The sequence below is a fragment of the Allobosea sp. CER48 genome (genome assembly GCF_044752385.1).
GTDB lineage: Bacteria > Pseudomonadota > Alphaproteobacteria > Rhizobiales > Beijerinckiaceae > Allobosea.
Window position 1 is genome coordinate 1 of sequence record NZ_JBIWYK010000705.1, and the last position, 1,191, is coordinate 1,191.

At 68.3% G+C, this 1,191-nt stretch carries 1 protein-coding gene; it reads right to left on the bottom strand.

The window, feature by feature from the left end:
• Positions 1-1,188 (bottom strand): amidohydrolase family protein (locus ACIPIA_RS16700; protein ID WP_400511092.1); only part of this gene is annotated, 1,188 nt, incomplete at its 3' end.
• Between the last annotated feature and the right edge of the window lie 3 nt (positions 1,189-1,191).

The window sequence follows — 1,191 nt, forward strand, 5'->3', positions numbered from 1 at the left end:
GGGGCGAGTGAGTTCGCCATTGCGGGCGACGACCTTGCCGCGCTTGATTACCGTGCGCTCGGCAGGGCGCGCGACGATGGCCTCGCACACGGTCTCGCCGGGCAGGATCACGAGATCGGCCGTGCAGCCCACCGCGAGGCCGTAATCCGCGATCCCCATCAGCTCGGCGCCCTTGTAGGTACAGACGTCGAGGGCCAGCTCCATCTCCTCGTCGCGGCGGAAATTGTTGCGCAAGCCCACCAGCGTCGCCCGCTCCAGCATGTCGCCCATGCCGTAGGGGTTCCAGCTGTCGCGAACGCCATCGGAACCGCCGGCGACCACGACGCCGGCCTTGAGGCAGGCCATGACCGACGGCGCCGGCGAGGCGGCCGGAGCCGTGGTCACGAGCATGATGCGTTCCCTGGCCAATTCGTCGATCAGCCGGCGGGCATGATCGACATCCGGCATGCCGAGGCAGAAGGCGTGGCTGATCGCGACCTTGCCCTGCATGCCGAGCGCGCGCACGCGTTCCAGGATCAGGTCCATCGAGAACGCGCCCATCTCTCCGCGTTCGTGCAGGTGGATGTCGAGCGGGCGGCCATATTTCTGGGCGACGCCGAAGATCGCATCGAGATGGCCCTTCGGGTCGCGATCGACCGCGCAGGGGTCGAGCCCGCCAACCACCTCGGCGCCCATCGCCATCGCACGCTCGAGCAGCTCGAGCGTGCCGGGCCGGATCAGCAGGCCGGATTGCGCGAAGGCGACGATCTCGACGTCGATCTTGCCCGCCAGCCGCTCGCGCATGGCGATGACGCCTTCGATGCCTTCGATGCCGGTTTCGGTGTCGATGTCGACATGGCTGCGGATGTGGGTGGTGCCCATCCTGATCATCTGGGCGGCGAGCCGGCCGGATTGCCGGTTCGCATCGATGCCGAGTTCGCGGCGGTTGCGGCGCTCGGTCTCGATCTTGTCGATCAGGGCCGGGCCTGCGGTGTGGCGCTGCCAGCCCATGCCCCAGAAGCTCTTGTCGAGATGGGTGTGGGCCTCGACAAGGCCGGGAATGGCGAGCTGGCCGCCGGCGTCGAGCTCGGTTGCGCCATCCGCGCGTTGGCCCGAACCGATTGCGGCGATGCGCCCGTCGCGGATCAGCATATCGGTGCTCTCGCCGCCGGCGGGACGGACGTTCCGGATCAGCAGGGTTTCAGACATGGG